General features: G+C 39.3%; 15 protein-coding genes. 12 read left to right on the forward strand and 3 right to left on the reverse strand.

Annotation, left to right across the window (positions count from 1 at the left end):
* Positions 1 to 144 precede the first annotated feature (144 nt).
* From ESY88_RS04830 to ESY88_RS04850, 5 genes are all read left to right on the forward strand, one after another.
* The gene (locus ESY88_RS04830; RefSeq protein WP_147085513.1) at positions 145 to 450 is read left to right on the forward strand and encodes a hypothetical protein; all 306 of its coding nucleotides are present in this window, start codon (positions 145 to 147) and stop codon (positions 448 to 450) included.
* Positions 451 to 468: 18 nt separating this feature from the next.
* On the forward strand, positions 469 to 678 hold the full coding sequence (locus ESY88_RS04835; protein WP_147085514.1) for a YgaP family membrane protein: 210 nt from the start codon (positions 469 to 471) through the stop codon (positions 676 to 678).
* Positions 679 to 803: 125 nt separating this feature from the next.
* Positions 804 to 1,196: a hypothetical protein gene (locus tag ESY88_RS04840; RefSeq protein ID WP_223270724.1), complete on the forward strand. Its 393-nt coding sequence runs from the start codon at positions 804 to 806 to the stop codon at positions 1,194 to 1,196.
* 70 nt (positions 1,197 to 1,266) lie between these two features.
* Complete coding sequence (locus tag ESY88_RS04845) at positions 1,267 to 5,580, forward strand: CusA/CzcA family heavy metal efflux RND transporter (protein ID WP_147085515.1); 4,314 nt, start codon at positions 1,267 to 1,269, stop codon at positions 5,578 to 5,580.
* An 11-nt stretch (positions 5,581 to 5,591) separates the two neighbouring features.
* On the forward strand, positions 5,592 to 6,716 hold the full coding sequence (locus ESY88_RS04850) for an efflux RND transporter periplasmic adaptor subunit (protein ID WP_147085516.1): 1,125 nt from the start codon (positions 5,592 to 5,594) through the stop codon (positions 6,714 to 6,716).
* A gap of 175 nt (positions 6,717 to 6,891) precedes the next feature.
* Here the strand turns inward: ESY88_RS04850 and cysM are convergent, their stop codons facing one another.
* The 3 genes from cysM to ESY88_RS04865 all read right to left on the reverse strand — a co-directional run bounded on the left by cysM (position 6,892) and on the right by ESY88_RS04865 (position 10,013).
* On the reverse strand, positions 6,892 to 7,770 hold the full coding sequence (cysM, locus tag ESY88_RS04855; RefSeq protein ID WP_147085517.1) for a cysteine synthase CysM: 879 nt from the start codon (positions 7,768 to 7,770) through the stop codon (positions 6,892 to 6,894).
* A complete protein-coding gene (gene epsC, locus ESY88_RS04860) occupies positions 7,751 to 8,578 on the reverse strand; it encodes a serine O-acetyltransferase EpsC (protein WP_317128658.1) in 828 nt (275 codons plus the stop codon). The genes cysM and epsC overlap by 20 nt, the downstream gene beginning before the upstream one ends.
* 511 nt (positions 8,579 to 9,089) lie before the next feature.
* Entirely contained in the window at positions 9,090 to 10,013 is a 924-nt protein-coding gene (locus ESY88_RS04865; protein ID WP_147085518.1) for a LysR family transcriptional regulator, read from the reverse strand.
* A 115-nt stretch (positions 10,014 to 10,128) separates the two neighbouring features.
* On the opposite strand from ESY88_RS04865, the gene ESY88_RS04870 reads away from it, so the two are divergent.
* The 7 genes from ESY88_RS04870 (at position 10,129) to ESY88_RS04900 (ending at position 19,353) form a co-directional block, all read left to right on the forward strand.
* Positions 10,129 to 10,434, forward strand: a complete 306-nt coding sequence (locus ESY88_RS04870) for a hypothetical protein (RefSeq protein ID WP_147085519.1) — start codon at positions 10,129 to 10,131, stop codon at positions 10,432 to 10,434.
* The gene (locus ESY88_RS04875; protein WP_147085520.1) at positions 10,434 to 10,676 is read left to right on the forward strand and encodes a hypothetical protein; all 243 of its coding nucleotides are present in this window, start codon (positions 10,434 to 10,436) and stop codon (positions 10,674 to 10,676) included. Before ESY88_RS04870 ends, ESY88_RS04875 begins: the two co-directional genes overlap by 1 nt.
* Positions 10,677 to 10,774: 98 nt before the next feature.
* The gene (locus tag ESY88_RS04880) at positions 10,775 to 12,262 is read left to right on the forward strand and encodes a proton-conducting transporter transmembrane domain-containing protein (RefSeq protein ID WP_147085521.1); all 1,488 of its coding nucleotides are present in this window, start codon (positions 10,775 to 10,777) and stop codon (positions 12,260 to 12,262) included.
* The gene (locus tag ESY88_RS04885) at positions 12,259 to 14,649 is read left to right on the forward strand and encodes a DUF2309 domain-containing protein (RefSeq protein ID WP_147085522.1); all 2,391 of its coding nucleotides are present in this window, start codon (positions 12,259 to 12,261) and stop codon (positions 14,647 to 14,649) included. Before ESY88_RS04880 ends, ESY88_RS04885 begins: the two co-directional genes overlap by 4 nt.
* A gap of 393 nt (positions 14,650 to 15,042) precedes the next feature.
* On the forward strand, positions 15,043 to 15,567 hold the full coding sequence (locus ESY88_RS04890; RefSeq protein WP_147085523.1) for a hypothetical protein: 525 nt from the start codon (positions 15,043 to 15,045) through the stop codon (positions 15,565 to 15,567).
* A 494-nt stretch (positions 15,568 to 16,061) separates the two neighbouring features.
* A complete protein-coding gene (gene pta / locus ESY88_RS04895; RefSeq protein ID WP_147085524.1) occupies positions 16,062 to 18,155 on the forward strand; it encodes a phosphate acetyltransferase in 2,094 nt (697 codons plus the stop codon).
* A 13-nt stretch (positions 18,156 to 18,168) separates the two neighbouring features.
* Positions 18,169 to 19,353, forward strand: a complete 1,185-nt coding sequence (locus ESY88_RS04900; RefSeq protein ID WP_147085525.1) for an acetate/propionate family kinase — start codon at positions 18,169 to 18,171, stop codon at positions 19,351 to 19,353.
* The last annotated feature ends 378 nt before the right edge of the window (positions 19,354 to 19,731 follow it).

Below are 19,731 nucleotides of genomic sequence, written 5' to 3' on the forward strand. Positions count from 1 at the left end.
TAGCGCAGATTCACGCAGGATAAAGTAATCAATCTGGAAATGTTGAGTCCTGCAAGGTTTTCAAAACCTTGTAGGTATAAAATAAAGTTGACAATCAAACCTGCAAGGTTTTAGAAACCTTGCAGGTTGTAAAATAAAAACAAAATGAAATTAGTAATCGTAACCGCAGTCGAAGAATTTCAGAAAGACGTATTGAAACTCTTCAAAAAGGCCAATATTGAAAGCTTCAGCAGTTCAGATATTGATGGTCATAAAAATGGATCTTCAATATTGATGGCATCGAGTTGGTTTTCTGGCGAAAAAGCAGGCAATGAATCGCGTCTGTTTTTTTCGTTTACTGAAGATCAATACATTGATGATTTATTCCAATTGATAGAAGTATTTAATTCTAATCTAGAAACGAGCAACCCCATAAAAGCAGTGGTGGTTCCTATTGAAAAATTCATATAAACTTAAAAATCAAAACAAATGTTAAACACCTATTTTAGAGTTATTGTAGGCACAATGGTATTATTGAGTGTTGTCCTAACCGTTTATGTCAACCCAAACTGGATATGGCTTACAGTATTTATTGGCGTTAATTTAATCCAATCGGCATTTACCAAATGGTGTTTGCTTGAAAGCATTCTATTGAAATTAGGCATTAAAAAAGGCGGAAATAGTTGCTCGATTAACTAATAGGGTTTTATCCTGTTCCTTTGAAACCGCATTTTAATTCAAGCCAAAAATAATTTCAATAGATACTCAATCATGCACAACAATCGCTACGAAAATAGTTTTATGTTTTTAGTATCTTCGCATGGATGATGAGTAAATGGGTTGCCATATCGTATTCTTTATTGATTCTTGCACAAAGTGTCAACATCAACTTTGAAGACATTTCAAAATTCAAAGTCTTATTGAAACACGCCAATTATCATGCAGAAGCCTATGGCCACTCATTTGTTGATTTTATGGCCGCACATTATGGTGAGGCTAGATATCAACATGCCAATACGCATGAAGATCACAAAGACTTACCGTTTAAAGACAATCAGCAGCTTCTAACGCAATTCAACACTTCTTTCACTTTAAATACAATTGATTACGTTATTCATCAGTCGTACTTTGTGAAAATTCCATTTAACTTCTTTTATAAGGATACCCATTCCCTATTTGAAAAACCTTCTGTTTTTCAACCACCTAAGCTCATCTAATTCATTACTGATTATAATCATTTTTTCATAAGCTGTTTCTTGCTAGCTTATCACGTTTTATATATGAATTATGTTGAGAAAAATCATACAATTCAGTTTAAAGAATAAACTCATTATTCTTCTGCTTATCGCATTTGTTGTTGGCTTCGGAATATATTCTTTAACCAGAATATCCATTGGTGCCGTTCCTGATATCACCAACAATCAAGTGCAGGTTATCACGACATCCAGAAATTTGTCAACCCAAGATGTAGAGCAATTTATCACCTACCCTGTGGAATTGGAAATGGCAAACTTACCTGGTGTTAAAGAAATTCGTTCGGTTTCAAAATTCGGCCTTTCTGTTGTTACTATAGTTTTCGATGAAGATTTAGGCACCTATTTGCCGAGACAATTGATCGCTGAAAAAATAAAATCAGCTTCAGAGAAAATCCCAGAAGGTTTTGGCAGCCCCGAAATGGGGCCAATAACAACTGGTTTAGGTGAGATTTACCAATACATTTTAGATGTAAGACCAGGATTTGAAGACCGCTATACTGTTACAGAATTGCGCACTATCCAAGACTGGGTTGTAAAACGCCAACTCTCTGGTATTCCAGGAGTGGTTGAGGTAAATACTTGGGGCGGATTTCTAAAACAATATGAAGTTGCCATCAATCCGCAGAAATTGAAAGCAATGAACATTGCTATTTTGGATATTTATACCGCGTTGCAGAAAAACAACAGCGTTGCTGGCGGTGGCTATATCGAAAAAACAAATAAAGCCTTTTTTATTCGAGGGGAAGGATTGATCTCGTCTCTTGAAGACATTGAAAACATCGTGGTTAAAAATGAAGGCTTACCAATTTACATAAAAGACATTGCAAACGTAGGCTTTGGCAGCGCAACACGTTTTGGGGCTATCACAGGAAATGGGCAAGGCGAAAAAGTCCTCGGCCAAGTGATGATGCTTAAAGATGCGAATTCAAAGGAAGTTATTGACGCTGTTAAGGAGCGTGTCGCCACCATTCAAAGCGCTTTGCCAGAAGGTGTTTATATCAACGCGTTTTTGGAGCGAAGTGAGCTTATTGGTAAAACCACGTTCACAGTTGCCGAAAACTTGATATTAGGTTCGCTCATCGTGATTTTTGTGGTGGTGGTGTTATTGGGAAATCTGCGTTCGGGCCTGGTCGTGGCATCGGTAATCCCGTTGAGTTTATTGTTTGCCATTTCAATGATGAATATCTTCGAAATTGATGCCAACTTGATGAGTATGGGTGCTATCGATTTTGGAATCATTATAGATGGAGCTGTGATTATTGTCGAATTCATTGCCTTTCAGATTACCGCACAAGTGACAAAAATAAAATCCCTATCCAAGGAAGACAGGCAAGAAAAGGTCGACGCCATTACCCTTAACAGTGCGTCCACAATGATGAACTCTGCCATTTTCGGGCAATTGATCATCCTCATTGTTTTTATACCCATTTTATCATTGAGTGGCGTTGAAGGAAAGATGTTCAGACCCATGGCGCTAACCTTCAGTTTTGCACTTATTGGTGCTATGTTATTTTGTTTGACCTATGTTCCTGTTATTTCTTCTCTGGTTTTAAAACCCAGCAAACAAGGGGATAAGAACATTTCAGTACGCTTAATGAAATTCTTGAATAAGGGCTACAAACCAATCATAAACTGGGCGTTGGGCAATAAAAAAACAGTGATTTCACTATCCATACTTTTATTGGCAACAAGCTTCTGGATTTTTAGTAGAATGGGCGGCGAATTCGTGCCTACCTTAGATGAAGGTGTTTTTGTAATTCAACCCATTTTAAAAACAGGAACGTCATTGAGCAAAACCATTGAAATTACTACAAAAATTGAACGAGTCCTTTTGGATAAGTTTCCAGAAGTGGATCAAGTGGTAAGTAGAATTGGTGCAGCAGAAGTGCCAACAGATCCAATGTCTATGGAAGAAAGTGATGTCATTATCAAATTAAAACCAAAAAAAGAATGGACTTCTGCCGAGAGCAAAAATGAGCTGGCCGCTAAATTTAAAGAGGCATTAACGGTTATTCCCGGTATGGAAGTCGAGTTCACACAGCCCATTGAAATGCGTTTCAACGAATTAATTACTGGTGTTAGAGCTGATGTTGCCATCAAAATATTTGGTCAAGATCTATCCGTTTTGGCGTCCAAGGCAGACGAAATAAAGAATTTGATTGAACATGTGGAAGGCGCGGCAGATATTAGTGTTGAAAAAGTAGAAGGCTTGCCTCAAATGAGTGTGACCTACAACCGAAGTAAAATTGCCCGCTACGGTTTAAACATTGCCGATTTGAACCAAGTCATTTCAATGGGGTTTGCAGGCGGCACTGTTGGAAGCATTTTTGAAGGCGAAAAACGCTTTGATTTGGTTATCCGGTTGGATGAAGCACATCGCAAAAACCTTGAAAGTCTTCAAAATTTATACATCGACACCCCTAATGGAACTAAAATACCCATGAGTGAATTGGCTGAAATCAAATACACCACAGCACCTGCCAAGATTTCAAGAGATGACACTAAAAGGCGTATTGTAGTTGGTATAAATGTGCGTAACAGGGATTTGCAATCGGTTGTTGATGATGTGCAAGCCATTATTGAAAGTAAGGTCAAATTACCTACAGGATATACTATTTCCTATGGCGGGCAGTTTGAAAATCTTCAAAGTGCAAAAGCCCGTTTATTGGTTGCAGTGCCCGTTGCATTGGTGCTTATTTTTATCTTACTCTATTTTGCTTTCGGATCTGTTAAAGAAGCACTTATGGTTTACTCCGCAATACCTTTGTCTGCGGTTGGAGGCATCTTATTGTTATGGTTGAGGGATTTACCATTTAGCATTTCAGCAGGTGTTGGTTTTATTGCGCTTTTTGGCATTGCCGTGTTAAATGGCATCGTTTTGATTGAACATTTTAAAGAACTCAAAGAACGAGGTTTTGCCAATATTGAAGAACGTATCAAAAAAGGAACTTCAGAGCGTTTGCGCCCGGTAATACTAACGGCGGCGGCGGCGGCTCTGGGCTTTTTGCCTATGGCCATTTCCACCAGCGCAGGAGCTGAGGTGCAACGCCCATTGGCAACAGTGGTTATAGGCGGCTTGGTAACTGCGACGATTCTCACTTTGGTTGTGTTACCAGTGTTATATGCCTGGTTTGAAGAAAAAGCAGCATTGAAAATGAACAAAAAAGGAATGGTCTCAATAGCACTCATCCTGCTTTCATTTACAATGAGCGCGCAAGGCAAAGCTTTAACGGTTGATGAAGCCTTACAATTAGCAATAAAGAACAACGCCGGTTTAAAAGCGTCGTCTTTAAAAATTGATGAATCAAATGCCTTGATAGGAAGCGCCTTCAGTTTTGATAAAACGGCCGTGTATTATAGTTATGATGAAAACAACCTAGCTATCAACGGAGAACCTTTAAATGTCTTTGGCATTTCACAAGACTTTAAATTTCCAACGGTTTATTTTGCTGAAAAAAATGTAAACAAGGCCCAAACCAAGATGCAGCAATCCAATTACGATATAGGATTGCAGACTTTAAAACGAGATGTATTTTTAGCGTATTACGATTTAAGCTATGCCAAAAACAAGGCAAGAAGTTTTCAATATCTAGATAGCCTCTATCAAAATTTTGCGAAAGCGGCAGAACGACGCTTTGAATTGGGCGAAACCAATTATTTGGAAATGATTACCGCCAAATCAAAGCAAAAACAGTTACACACACTTTACAAACAGGCAGAGCAGGAGATTATCCTGATTAGAGAACAATTGAAAAAAGTAGTGCAAATTGATCGTGTGGCAGTCATTGAGGAGCCTCTTAAAAAATTGGAATTAGAAGCTATTTCAACCGAAGCAAACGTCGGGCTATTATACTTTGAAGATTCTAAAAATTACTATGAGACCTTGTATCGCAAAGAGAGACAAAACCTCCTTCCAGATTTAAGTGTGGAATATTTTCAAGGTTCGAATAGTGATTTAAACGCCACGATCAAAGGCTATCTATTTGGTTTGAAAATCCCTTTGTTCTTTAGTGGCAATACCTCAAAAATAAAAGCTTCAAAAATTGCTCAAGACATCGTTGAAGAGCAACAGCAAGATTACAAAGTCCAATTAAATGCTAAGTACAACACATTACTGGCAAAACTTCAGCAGTATAACGAAGCTATTAGTTATTATGAAATCCAGGGGAAAGCGCTTTCCGAAGAAATCATAAAAACTGCCGAACGTAGTTACAAAGAAGGAGAAATCGACTTTTTTCAATACATCCAAAGTATGGAAACCGCAACCGATATTGAATTAACATATCTCGAAAACCTCAACAAGTACAATCAAACCGTGATCGCAATCAATTACCTAACCCTATAAACGCAACAACAATGAAACCTATATATACCATACTATTTTCGCTTATTTTAGTGGCTTGCGAAAATTCAGAAAAAAAAAGCGATACACCAGAGGCAGTAGAACTTGACAGCAACGAAATTGCGGTAAGCACATCACAATTTGAGGGCGAGCAAATGCAATTGGGAAAATTGACGCCACATGCATTCAATCAACTAGTAAGGGCCAACGGTATGATTGATGTGCCACCGCAAAATAAAGCAATCATTAGTACTTTTATGGGTGGGTATATTACCAAAACCCCCTTGTTGGTAGGTGATAAAGTGAATAAAGGTCAACTGTTGGTAACGCTCGAAAATACTGAGTTTGTTGAAATACAACAACAGTATCTGGAAGTGGCAGAGCAATTGAATTACCTAAAATCTGAATACGAAAGGCAACAGACACTTTTTGATGAAAACATAACATCGCAAAAAAACTTTTTGAAGGCAGAAAGCTCTTACAAAAGTAGCTTGGCTCAATACAATGGCTTGCAAAAAAAGTTGAATATGATGAATATCAATCCGTCGTCTGTGGAGCAAGGTCAAATTACCTCAAAAATTAGTTTGTATGCCACAATTGAAGGTTTTATAACTAAAGTGAATGTGAATAATGGCACCTATGTATCTCCTGCCGATGTTATTTTAGAAATTGTTGATACAGCGCATATCCATTTAGAATTATCTGTTTTTGAGAAAGACATTCTGAATATTAAAAAGGAACAAAAAATAACATTTAAAATCCCTGAAGCCTCCAACAAAACCTTTGATGCCAAAGTCCATTTGGTTGGCACTACCGTAGATGGAACCAATAGAACCGTAAAAGTACACGGTCATATTGAAGACGAAAAACGAGCCAATTTTATTGTAGGTATGTTTATTGAAGCAGAAATCATCACAGATTCAAAAAGCAGTTTGGCCTTACCTAAAGATGCCGTAGTAGAAGTTGACGGCAATCATTTTGTCTTGGTATTGAACCAAAAAACAGAAAATTATCTTTTTGATAAAGTGAAATTGGAGCTAGGACAACAAACTGAAGACTTTGTTGAAGTCCTAAATACTTCAGATATAAAAGATAAAGACGTTTTAGTTAAAGGTGCATTTATGGCAATGGCTGAATAAAATCTAGTTGGTCCTTTTTTTAGGCTATCCCAAAAAAAATCTACACTACCAGTATAACCAGCGGGGAACCTTTGACTTGAACATCTATTAGGACCAGTAATGCCAATGAAAGTGGGCACTAAAGTTTCAAGCAGGCCACCATTTGTTTTAGTAGCTTTAGGGGTTGCCTGTGACTTTATTCAAAAAGGTCTGACGACAAATAGCGATCCCCACGATCACAAATGATACTTACTATAACCCCGCTCTCTAGTTCGTTCGCCAGTTTTAAAGCTGCTGTGGTGGCTCCTCCACTACTCATTCCTGCAAAGATGCCTTCTTCCTTCGCCAATCTTTTGGTCATTGCCACGGCTTCGTCTTCGCTTACTTCGATGGTTCTATCTACTTTGCTGGCATTAAATATTTTCGGCAAATATGCTTCTGCCCATTTTCTTATCCCAGGTATGCTAGACCCATCAGTAGGCTGCACACCTACAATTTGAATGTTTTTATTCTGCTCCTTTAAAAAACTAGAGGTGCCCATAATGGTTCCCGTGGTGCCCATAGAGGAAACAAAGTGTGTCACCTCTCCATTGGTATCTCGCCAAACTTCTGGACCTGTGGTTTTATAATGCGCTTTCCAGTTGTTCTCATTTGCAAATTGATCAAACGTGTAGTATCCTTCATTTTCAACTTTTTCGATGACGTAATCCCGAGCACCTTCTATGCCGTCGGGATGCAAAGTCACTTTCGCGCCGTAGGCCTTCATGGTTTGCACACGCTCTTTTGTGGCATTGACGGGCATGACCAGCTCTATCTCCAATTTAAATATCCCAGCGATCATTGCCAGTGCGATACCAGTGTTTCCGCTAGTAGCCTCTATGAGTTTGGATGTTTTATCAATTTGCCCAGTATCCAGTGCCGTTTTAATCATATTATATGCCGCCCTGTCTTTCACACTTCCTCCCGGATTGTTTCCCTCGAGTTTAAAATACAAGCTCACATTTGGGTTTGTATTCAATACCATCGATTTTACCAAAGGCGTATTTCCTATTAGATCAATTATCGTTTTGTTCATCGGACTTGTGCGATTTTGTAATGATTTGAGTATCTTGAGTGTGCAAGACTATGGAGTTTTTTGCAACAGATTCGGTCAACCAAGTGTTCCCTCCTATCACGCTGTATGCTCCTATAATGGTATCTCCGCCTAAAATAGAGGCATTTGCATAAATGACCACATTTTTTTGTATGGTGGGGTGTCTTTTTATATTCTGAAGTTGCTTTTTGACCTTTAAGGCGCCTAAAGTAACCCCTTGATAGATTTTGACATTGTCATGTATTTCTGCTGTTTCGCCAATAACCACACCTGTTCCATGATCAATAAAAAAAGAACTCCCAATTTGGGCTCCCGGATGAATATCGATGCCGGTGAGCTGGTGTGCATATTCTGTCATTAATCGCGGGATGAGCGGTAATCCCAAGACAAAAAACTCTCTTGCCATTCTGTAGATGGCAATGGCAAAAAACCCCGGATAGGCCAAATAAACTTCCTCAATAGATCGGGCTGCAGGGTCATTGTTGTAAATGGCCATGGCATCCTTTTTCAAACTGCCAAATAAATCTGGGATGATTTGAGTAAAGTCTTCCCACCTTTTGCAAGGAGCGCCCTTAATTTCTGGACAGGCCAGGTCTCTAATCTTAAGAAACAAAGCCTCAAGTTCAACAAGTGCTTTCTCAGCGTCTGTGCCTCGGTCAAATAATACATTAAATAGCAAGGTCGTAAACCGCTGAGATTCTTGCTTTAAGGTGACAGACACATTAATTTCTTGTTTTTGCTGGGTTATAGCCTGTATCAATGTTGATTGATCCATAAGTTGTTTTTTCAAAGAGACGTATTTTTTAGCAAAACTTAATAAAAAAGTCTGTGAAAACGTATTTATTTTGGTTCTTTTTAAATTGATCTCCTGGATGAGGGTTTTATGTGTGTTTCATGTTTCAGGTATTTTACTTTAGGGAAATTAAAGTGCTCATCGTTTTTGTGAGATTCGTATGGTTTCATTGAAGTCTTGCATACCATAGCGGCATCACGATTAACCTTTGCTGTTGCTTATGTCTTTTCAAGTTTTGAATTGCTGCGCACTTATAAAAAGCGAAACGCAAGGTATTATATAAGCTTTCAACTTCTGGATTTTGGTGTTTTGCTTTCAGAATAAAAAATGGTAGTCAATGGCGAGGAAGCCAAAGGAATAAGTCAAATTTTCGCTTATTTACGATAATAGGGCAACAGAAAACCATGTTTATTAACCGGTATGGACTTCAATTGTTATGGTATCAATCATCGCGATATAGGCAATAGAATACGGTTAGGCAAGGCTTTTTCGATGCAGCTGTGGTTAATTAAATGGTATCAACCCAGGCAAATTTCTCGTCAATCACTCTTTCCTTTTCCTTATTTAGATATTCAAGATAAGCCACTGCCGGTGGGGATAGTTTTTTTGATTTTAGCCAAATCAAATTCCAAGCCGTAACAATAGGAAGTCCCTTAACCGTCAAAATTTGCAATTCTTTATTTCTCAACTCATTTCTAATGCCAATGAGTGGCATGATTGAGCATCCCAAACCAGAAAGCACCGCTTGCTTTACAGCTTCATTGGAGGTTAATTCAATTGTTTTTCGCACCGAGAAATTGTTGTTCGCAATAAATGTTTCCATTGCATTTCGCGTCGCAGAGCCCTGCTCACGATAAATTAGAGGCAGTTCTTCAAAAATCTTTTTTCTAGACATACCCTTTCTGATTTCCAAGTTGTTACTGGCAATAAAGTAGAGTTTATTCTGCATCAGGGTAATTTTATTCACTTTTAATTTTTTTGGCAAGACCGACACCAATGCAAAATCGACGGTATTCAATTCCAAACTTTCCACAACCCGTGTTTTATTGGTCACGTCCATAATCAAATCAACCCCTTCATTTTGCTTCATAAAACCAGATAAAAAATAAGGCATGACGTATTTTCCAGTGGAAACGGTGGAGATTTTTAGCCTCCCCGAAAGTTGCCCTTTATAGGCAAGCGTTTTATAATTAATGGCATGTACTTCATTCAGGATTTTTTCTGCAGCAGTGGCGATTTCCAATCCGAAGTCTGTTACATACAGTTGTCTTCCCACCACCTCCGTAAGTGGAATAGGGAACTGATCCTGAAAATTTTTGAGCTGTATAGAAACGGCTGGCTGAGTTAAATGCAAGGTTTCCGCAGCCTTTGTAATACTCTTTAGTTCAGCTATTTTCAGGAATATATGAAGTTGATGAAGCGTGTAGTTCATAAATATTTTTTATACATGACATTACAAATATAAATAAAAATAAATGAATTATATATATAATCTTTGTGCCGGTGAATACATACAATATCTAATAATTTTAAAAAATTCAATTAAAATGAAAACAAAGGAATTAGCACAAACCGAAAAAGTAAGTCAAAAAATTCAACTGGTAAAAGGCGAATTTACGCCCTCTGAAGCTTCAGATATTATTATCAATCTGATCAACGAGAAAATCAATTTTCACAAGTTACAAAGACTTCAAATGTGGGAAGGCAACCACACCTGTAAGACTGACGAACTTGATGGACGTATCGGGGAGCTTGAAAAAGAAAAAGCGACTGCTCGCGAGTTTATCAATAGCAAAAGGGGCTCTGGTCAAAATTTAAAAATAAATGGTATTCTCGAAATAACCGTTGCCTAATGATAACTAAAAGAAAATCCAAACCACAGATGTCATTCTCAAAATCAAAAATTCTACCAATCGTTGGCTTAGGGATCTTGCTGTTTTTTATTGGCATATCTTATTTTAACAACCATGTTTTTTTAGATAAGCTCATTATTTGCAGTCTCATACTCAGCATGGTTTATTTTGCAAGGACGCTAGGCAAAAGCAATGAAAACGAACCAAATTCAGATAGAAAAAATTACACAGACCCAACTTAAAGAACGGCCTTGTATCGCTTTAGATATTTGAAAAACCAATCGAACAACTGCATCATCTTAAGCCGCTAATGCGAACTAAATTCACTAAATACTTCATAATGACACTCGAAAATCATTTAGATTCAATGCACCCACAAAGCACCAAAAGTGACCCAATTGACACGCGTAAGCCCATGGTTTCCAGATTTGTGACCTTGCTGTTATGGCTTCTGTTTCTTGGAAACCTCGCATTTCTAACACTCAACTTCTTCAACATGCCAGAATGGAGCTGGAAAAGCTTGTTCAGGATCAATGGCTTTACAATTCTAATCTGGACCACCGTCACATTTTTTAGTGCCATCATAGGCAGTTATGCCGGGAACTACCTATCAGGATTTAAATTCCATTCCCGATTTATGATGCTTTGCTTGGGCTTTACCTTATCGGTAATGCTCTTGGTCATGTCCAACCATGTTGTACTCTTAATTTTTAGCTGGTTAATCATGGGGATTTTTATGTCTCAGTTGATAGGTATCGATAAAACATGGGGCGAAGCCAGAGAGGCCTCAAAATTTACCCAAAAGTACTTTTTGATCGGTACGCTTTTCTTAACCATAGGTTTATTGCTATTGGCTTTTTATAGCAAAACCTTTACAATTAGCGGTTTGTCTACCGTTGTGAGCGAATTACCACTTTACATACTTATACCATCGGCGTTGTGCATTATCTCGGCAGCGGTTGTACAATCGGCAATGTATCCATTTCACCGCTGGTTACTTTCTGCCATGACTGCACCAACGCCAGCTTCAGCGTTGATGCATGCAGGTTTCGTTAATGGTGCAGGGATTTTATTGGCTTTATTTGCAACGCTTTTATTTGCGTCCAATACCTTGACCATTCTATTTATCATCGGCGGGCTTACCGCCATAATTGCCCAATTCACAAAACTGCTACAGGTCAATGTCAAGCAAAAATTGGCCTGCTCCACTATTGCCCAAATGGGTTTTATGATTATGCAATGTGGTTTAGGCTTTTTCAATGCGGCAGTGGCACATTTAATCCTACACGGATTCTATAAAGCCTATTTGTTTTTGTCTTCTGGGGAAGAAATAGCGCAGACGACGCCAGAAAAACATGTTCAACTAAAAATCAAACCACTTCAAGCCCTTGCTGTGTTGCTATTTGGCGGTCTTGGCGCCTACTTATTTGCAATCTGGACCGGCAAAGGTCTGGAAATGGATAGTGGTGTTTTTTTAACACTCATTGTTGCCATAACTGTGGGCCAGGCCACTTACAATATGGTCAAGGAGCAAAGTCTTTCCTTAGTGCAAAAAATCCTTGTCCCAGCGGTACTTTTTGTTGCAGGAATAGGTATTTATGCTTTGATGTACAATGGCGTTAGCATTCTCATGTTGGATATGCCAATGGTTGCGCAGCCAATACCTTTAACATGGGTACAAATCACCTTTGGTATCATCTTTCTACTTGGTTTTTTCATCATGAAATTGGGAGTCTATAAAAAACTGCCTTGGCTCTATGTCAAGTTAATGAACATTTCCCAACCCTATAAGAACTCAGTATTAATGTATAAATCAAAATCAATATGAACCAAGTTATTCTAAACAGCATTAATGAGGCTTCAAAAGTGATTGGTAAAACATGGCCTTTATACACTTTTGTAGCCTCCAATCCTTTATCGGGTTATGAAGACGCATCGTTTGAGGAAGCAGTAAGTTCAGCCCAGAAGCATTTCAATGCCAATGCCTTTCCAGCGGCAAGACTCTATCGGCAAGCATGGGAAAAGGGCGATATTGATAAGAAGGTGATGATTTCACTTCTGAAAGCAAATGGTTTATCTGAAACTCCAGAGGTCTATTTGAAACTCTTGGAGTCCCAAAAATCTACGGAAGAATTGAATGGCAATCACGCTGTAGACCGTATCATGGCAAAATGGTTGTCTGCCTTTTTGGATGAAGGCCTTGCAGAATGGGATATGCCCTATAGAAGTGAAGGCTTCTACACCGCTTGGAGACTTTTGGTTATTTACGATTCTGAAATGGGAACAAACTCGCTAAAGGAAATTCCGAAAACAAGTGCGGAAACATTGGAACAGCTTTTAAAGGATTATCCTGAAACGGATTATACCAAATTATTTACCCATCATTTGGCAGCACTCCCTGGATGGACAGGCTATATCAATCATCGTACGCAATCCAATTCAGACTGGCAAAAAGACTTCCCGATAGACTTGATGGATTATTTGGCAGCACGACTTTGGACAGCCCATAAATTGAATGTCCCGATACTTCCAGAAAAAACAGAAGATATTCCGAATGACCTCATACCGAAACTGCAACACCTTTGGTTACAAGCCTGGGAACAAAGCTGGCAAAACCAGTTGGTCAAGACTCTGGAAAACGGAGCTATTTCCACGGCATCTAAAAATGCAGCGGCACTTCCAGATGCGCAGATGGTGTTTTGTATCGATACGCGGTCTGAACTCATCCGAAGACATGTGGAATCCAAAGGCAATTACGAAACCTTTGGTTATGCTGGATTTTTTGGCATCGCCATGGATTACCAGAGTTTAAATGATGGTATCACTCGTAAATCCTGTCCGCCAATTTTAGCTTCGGCATACACCGTTTCAGAAACAGCCCAAGCAGACAAAAAAGCACAATTTTTGGCATACGGAACGAAAAATGAGCTCATAAAATTCGCGGATTATTTCCTTAAACGCATGAAAAACATGCTGCCATCGGCCTTTGGTTATGTTGAAGGGTCTGGGTTTTATTACGGGCTGTCGTTGATGGCAAGAACACTAGCGCCTGGTTTGATCTATCGGAAAAATCAAAAAAACGCTTCCCACATGGAAGCGACCTGCCAACCTAACATCAACAGAGCACTGCAAGAGAAAACAGATGCGCCTGGAATTCCGCTGGAAGAAAAAGTGGGGATTGTAAAATCGGCATTCGACCTGATGGGCTGGAAACAGTTTGCGCCTTTGGTACTTTTTGTAGGCCACGGAAGCCACTCTGCCAACAACCCATTTAGTTCGAGCTTAGATTGCGGTGCCTGTGCAGCAAGCCCAGGACGACACAATGCACGAATGCTGGCAAAACTTGCCAACTTGCCAGAAGTTAGAGACGCTTTGGCAAAAACTCACGATATTTTGATTCCAGAAGCTACACTCTTTTTAGGAGCAGAACACAATACCACAACCGACGACATCGTTCTTTTTGATTCGGAAGCTCCAGAGTCTCACGGGCAGCTTATCAAGAATTTAAAAAGCAATCTCTCAAAAGCACAGCAAACAGCCACCCAAAATAGATTGGGCTCCAAAGGCAACAGCGTATCCACGGCACAACAAAAAGCAAACGATTGGGGCGAAACACGACCAGAATGGGGCCTTTCTCAAAATGCGGGCTTCATCGTTGCACCCAGACATCTTACTAAGCATACCAACCTGGATAGTCGCTGCTTTCTTCATTCGTACGATTGGGAATTAGACATTTCTGGCACTTCGCTTGAGGGCATCATGCAAGGGCCAATGGTCGTGACACAATGGATTAATAACCACTACTACTTTTCTACGGTGGATAACAGCATTTTTGGAGGGGGTTCTAAAATAACCCATAACATAACCGGCAAATTTGGTGTGGTTCAAGGAAATGGCGGCGACCTCAAAATGGGACTGCCTCTCCAATCCCTATACCTTTCAGATGATGCCATGTACCACCAACCTTTGCGATTATCGGTCATGATTCAAGCACCCATCTCCCGTGTGTCGAAAATTCTAGCTAGGAACAGCAGCTTAAAGACCCTACTCGATAACGAATGGATTTATTTGATGGTCATGGATCCTAAACAAAACAATGAGATTTACAGATACAAAAAGTCCATACAATGGATATCAACTTCCGAAAACAAAGTAGAAACAAACCTAGTAAAAATCGATATTTCAGAATTAGCCACAACAGAAATTACGATGTAACTACCTTGAACAGGAAGCTGAACGGCCATCATATCAATGATGGCCGTACTTTTTTACGGTCGCTAACCTATAAGATTATAAGATTACACAAAAAAGCGGATGATCGTTTTCTGTTTTATCCCATATCCAACCTCCCACTCCTAGCCGTTGTGGTTTTTTATTTTGAAACTTGTCCAATACCAATCGCACTAATGGTCGACCCAGAAATTTGAACAGCATAATTAGTACTTACTCCATTAGCACCCCTACCCTTTAAAAGCAGCCAAATTAAACCCTATTGATGCCCTGCGTTATGAGTAGGTTATAGGCACTAAACTAATCATCTGTTCCACGAATGTGAAAATCACAACAACAAGAGAAAAACAGCAAAAAGACGGAAAACAATCGAAACCAATGAAAAACTTCAATTTCGCACAAAAACTGATTTTGGTTACCATACTTCTGCTTTGTGCATCCCTGCTTTTTTTATATTGGTATAAACACACCTACACTCTGGACGTTCCCAATGACGAAGAGGTCAATTCCACTGCTTTAGATGGAAAGCTCTTGATTGCCGCAATGGGCAGTCCTTTTAAAGATTCTATTGCTGCGAGGGTCTTAAAGCATTACAATGCTTCCCGCGTGGCTGTTGATGTCATTAAGGTCAAGGGTTTGGCAAATACAGATGCTGCCCATTTTGATGCCATCCTTATGCTTCACAGTTGGGAGGCCGGCGCCCCCACCGAAATAGTTCAAGCGTTCATGGACAAAAGTCCTGAATCGGAAAAGAAGATAGTGATGCTAACAACCTCATGGAACGGTCTGGAACAAATGGAAAATATCGATGCGATAACAGGCGCATCCATTATGGTGGATGTATCGGTTTTTACAGATCAAATTATTAAAAGACTGGATAGGCTTCTCAAAAACAAGAAATAGAATCCATGCCATAAAAACAATCAAGACCTTAAGTAACAACAGTACATTTTTAACCCTAAAGAACTGATCTAGTTTAATACTTAAGCCCCATCCAGCCATAACAGCCTAGCCTTAAAATCAAAATCAGTGTACAAATCCATCTTAATTGGGACTTATCCTATTTGTTATTGCATCTTTTTACCGTGTGATTCTTTATGTCAAGGTTCTACAGAAGAATTTTTTACAAGTGTAAATACTTTGGGATCTGGCTCCAATTGAAGTGTTAAAACACCCGGCGAAGTAATATTCACATTCCCCGTGCACTAAAGGAATGCGATCAGGATTTGCATAAAACCATGATTGAAAACACTATGAGGAACAACCCAATCCCAAGCTATCCAAAATAAAAGTATTAACTAAAGTCATTTTAGTATGAATAGAAAACATCTTGGCAATAATGCCGGTCTATGCGAATGGAATGCCTAAGGTTTCTTATTTTTGATAAAATATTAAAAATGAACAAAGCCATATATATTGCCACCACCGAACCCAACAGCGGAAAATCCATTGTCTCTTTGGGAATGATGCAATCGCTATTGGGAAAGGCTGCCAAAGTAGGTTACTATAGACCTATCATTGACGACTTCAAGCCAGGGAAAATCGATAACCATATCAATACAGTCTCGACCTATTTCAATTTGGATATAAAGTTTGAAGATGCCTATGCGTTTACCCGAAGCCAAGTCATTAAGATGAAAAATGAGGACAAAGATGATGAGATCATTAGCAAGATCATTGAAAAGTATAAAGCCATTGAAGACCGCTTTGATTTTGTTTTGGTGGAAGGAACAAGTTTCACTGGCGAAGGCTCTATCATAGAATTTGATATTAATGTATTGATTGCCAAAAATTTGGGTGTGCCAGCAATAATTTTAGCAAGTGGTGTTGGCAAAACATTGGAAGAACTTGTAGGAAACTTACAGATGGCTTTTGATTCCTTCGAAGAAAAAGGGGTTGAGGTATTATCTGTCATCGCTAATAAAGTAGAAGACAAAAATCAGGCTTTAGTGGTTTCTGAATTGGAAAAATACTTGCCTTCACAGGTCATTGTCGGTGCCATCCCCACGAATCCTATTTTAGCAAATCCTTCAATAAAAGAAATTGTGGAAGTACTCCAGGCAAAAGTACTTTTTGGAGCCGATTACATCAATAATCAAGCGGGCAATTTTAGTGTTGGAGCGATGCAACTGCGCAATTACCTCACGCATTTAAAAGAAAATGGCTTGGTCATCACGCCGGGCGACAGGGCCGATATTATTTTAGGAGCCTTGCAGGCAAACATTTCAGAAAATTATCCATCCATATCTGGTATTGTGCTTACGGGTGGTCTTATACCCGAAGAATCAATTATTAAACTCATAGAAGGGCTTTCAGATATTGTTCCAATTATTTCAACAAACGAAGGCACTTTTGCTGTCGCAAATTCCATTGGCACCATAAAATCACGAATTTATGCTGAGAACACACAAAAGATCATAACTTCCATCCAGGACTTTGAAAAGTATGTAAAAGTGGATGCGCTGGTAAATCGTCTCATCACCTTCAAAACAAGTGGGATCACCTCTAGAATGTTTCAGTATAACCTATTGAAAAAAGCAAAATCCAACAAAAAGCACATTGTTTTGCCTGAGGGACTGGATGAGCGCATTTTAACCGCCACAAAACAGTTAATCGATTTGGACGCGGTAAAAATCACATTACTTGGAGATAGAAAACAGATAGAAGAAAAAATAGCGACGCTTGGCATTGCACTGGATTTGAATAACATCAACATCATAAACCCCATTGCATCTGTCCATTTTGAAGCCTACGCGCAAACCCTCTATGAACTTCGCAAACATAAAAACGTCAATCTCGCGATGGCTAAAGATTTGATGGAAGACGTGTCTTATTTTGGCTCAATGATGGTTTATAAGGGAGATGCCGATGGTATGGTTTCTGGAGCCATTCATACCACACAACACACCATTCTACCAGCACTTCAATTTATAAAAACCAAACCGGAGGCTTCTATTGTTTCGTCGGTGTTTTTTATGTGTTTGGAAGATCGTGTCTCAGTATATGGCGATTGTGCGATCAATCCCAATCCTACTTCAGAAGAATTGGCAGAAATCGCCATTTCCTCGGCAGCGACCAGTCTTGCTTTTGGGATTGAACCTAAAATTGCAATGTTATCTTATTCTTCTGGGACTTCGGGCGTGGGAGAAGATGTGGAACGCGTTAGAAAAGCCACGGAAATCGTTAAAAGCAAACGACCAGATCTAAAAGTAGAAGGCCCTATTCAATATGATGCTGCGGTTGACATAAAAGTGGGCAAAATAAAACTTCCAGATTCTGAAGTTGCAGGTCAGGCAAACGTTTTTATTTTCCCCGATCTTAATACCGGAAACAATACGTATAAAGCAGTGCAGCGCGAAACCAAAGCATTAGCCATTGGGCCAGTAATACAAGGCTTAAACAAACCTGTTAACGATTTAAGCCGAGGCTGCACGGTAGATGATATTTTTAACACCGTTATTGTAACGGCCATTCAAGCCCAGGATATTTAAAACAAAAAAACCTATGAACATACTGGTAATCAACTCTGGTAGCTCTTCCATAAAATTTCAGTTAATACAGATGCCTTCCGAAGCGTTGATTTGTAGTGGTCTAGTAGAACGTATTGGTCATAAAGACGCCATTCTAAATTACACGAGAAGCAACACTAGCATACAGCAAATAGGGCGCATAGAAACGCATCAAGAAGCACTGCACAAAATTTTGGACCTACTACTTGATGCTGAAACAGGGGTAATTCAAAAAAGCAACGAGATTGAAGTGGTTGGACATCGCGTGGTTCATGGGGGAAATTCTTTTTCAGAAACCGCTTTAATCACTGCGGAAGTTAAGCAAGAGATTCAGCAGTATGCTGCTTTAGCGCCTTTGCACAACCCTAGTAATCTTGTGGGCATCCTTGTTGCTGAAGCATTTTTTCCCTTGGCAAGACAAGTCGCGGTTTTTGATACTGCTTTTCATCAAAGCATTCCTGAAAAAGCCAAGAAGTATGCCATTCCCAACAATTTTTATGAAGACCATGGGATTCAGCTTTATGGTTTTCATGGAACCAGCCACCAATATGTTTCAGAACAGGCAATTGCGTATTTACAGCTGCAAAGGTCGAAAATCATTAGCATTCATTTAGGTAATGGTTGTAGCATAACCGCAATTATGGATGGTAAAAGCATAGATCATAGTATGGGCTTCTCTCCTTCTCCCGGCTTAATCATGGGAACCCGCAGTGGCGATATCGACCACTCGATTGTGTTTCATTTGGTCAATAATTTAGGCTATAGCTTAAACGAAGTCGATAAACTACTCAATAAAAAAAGCGGCATGTTGGGTCTTACAGGATACAGTGATTTAAGGGATATTCAAGCCGAAGCAGAAAAAGGCAATGCACATTGCGTCCTGGCTTTAGCAATGAATGCCTACCGAATAAAGAAATACATTGGCGCATACATCGCCGCCATGAACGGTTTGGATGCCATTGTTTTTACGGCGGGAATCGGCGAAAATTCAAGTACGCTAAGACAATTGATCTGTGCCGATATGGATTGCTTCAACATCGCTCTAGACGACAGCAAAAACGAATTTAGGACGCAAAATATTAGAGAAATCCATACCGATGCTTCCAAAGTAAAAATACTGGTAGTTCCCACCAACGAAGAATTAGAGATTGCAAAACAAGCTTTTCAACTAGTGCATTAATTGCGTTTTCCTTGATTGATATTGGGGCTTTTTAAAATAACACATCACTGCTACCCTACTCCTATAAATTCTAGTGTGTAATTGTTTGGAGCTAGAGCTAAACGCTACAGCACCACAACTCGAAATCCCAATCGGTATTATAAATAGCACATACAAAGTGTTATGATTACATGCGATTTATTCCCATAAAAAGAGCAAAGCCAAAATATACCTTGTGAATGACCCAGATCATTTTGCTCGGCGCTGCTTTGAATTATATTCGAAGAAGTTTAGAATAACGCAAATCTTCAGATCATGATTGAGAACTAATCAAAAACCATAATGACCCCAGCAGCCTGATGAGCGCACTGGGCACAAAAATTCCACTTGCCCGTAACT

Origin of the sequence: Subsaximicrobium wynnwilliamsii (assembly GCF_007997225.1) — a bacterium.
GTDB lineage: Bacteria > Bacteroidota > Bacteroidia > Flavobacteriales > Flavobacteriaceae > Psychroserpens > Psychroserpens wynnwilliamsii.